The following is an 864-nucleotide window of genomic DNA, read 5'->3' on the forward strand; positions in this document are numbered from 1 at the left end:
ACACTCGCCAGTCATGATCCGCTGCGCGGCGAGCGCGATGGACTGCAGGCCGGAGGCGCAGAAGCGGGTGACGGTCATGCCCGGAACAGAGGTGGGCAGCCCGGCGCGGATCGCGATCTGCCGCGCAATGTTCTGCCCTGTGGCGCCCTCGGGATTGGCGCATCCCATCACTACGTCGCCGATCTCGGCCGGGTCCACTGCGGCCCTTCGTATCGCGGCGGCGGCGGCATGGGCGCCGAAGGTCGCGGGATGGGTCATGTTGAGTGCGCCGGTCCACGCCTTGGTGAGCGGGGTACGGGCGGTGGCGACGATGACCGCTGACCTCACGCCTGCGCCTCCTGGGCGATAGGGGTTCCGTCTTCCGCGTGCTCGACGAGCAGCGGATGCGGCTGCCAGAACGGGTCGCCGGTCGTCTCGGCGAGACGCCGCATCCTACGGACCACCCGGTCGAGGCCGATCCGGTCGGCGTGGAAGAGCGGTCCGCCCCGGGCGGCGGGGAATCCATAGCCGTTTAGGAAGACCATGTCTATGTCCGAGGCGCGGGCCGCCACCCCGTCGGCGAGGACGGCGGCGGCTTCGTTAACCAGTGCCAGGACACACCGGTCGACGATCTCGCCGTCGGAGATGGGGGTGGGAGTGCCTTTGACGAACCTGGCCAGCAGGGCTGCCACCTCGTCGTGGGAGGCGGCGGTGCCGGTGCCGTCGTAGCGGTACCAGCCTCGACCCGCCTTGCGGCCGAACCAGCCGCGCTCGCAGAGCTGGTCGGCCAGTTCCCACTCCGGGGCAGGGGGCGCGGACCTGGCTTTGCGGGCTTGCCAGGGGATGTCGCCGCCGACGATGTCGAGAACCTTGAAGGGACCCATA

Annotated in this window: 1 protein-coding gene and 1 pseudogene; both read right to left on the bottom strand. The window is 70.1% G+C overall.

All coding sequences use genetic code 11. From position 1 onward, the window contains the following. Positions 1 to 327 (bottom strand): annotated as a pseudogene (locus U9980_RS11285) (acetyl-CoA C-acyltransferase); the annotation flags it as partial. Further along, a partial coding sequence (locus tag U9980_RS11290) for a 3-hydroxyacyl-CoA dehydrogenase family protein (RefSeq protein ID WP_322767872.1) occupies positions 324 to 864 on the bottom strand: 541 nt, incomplete at its 5' end. The gene U9980_RS11290 and the pseudogene U9980_RS11285, both read right to left, overlap by 4 nt.

The organism is Protofrankia sp. Cr1, assembly GCF_963555865.1.
GTDB lineage: Bacteria > Actinomycetota > Actinomycetes > Frankiales > Frankiaceae > Protofrankia.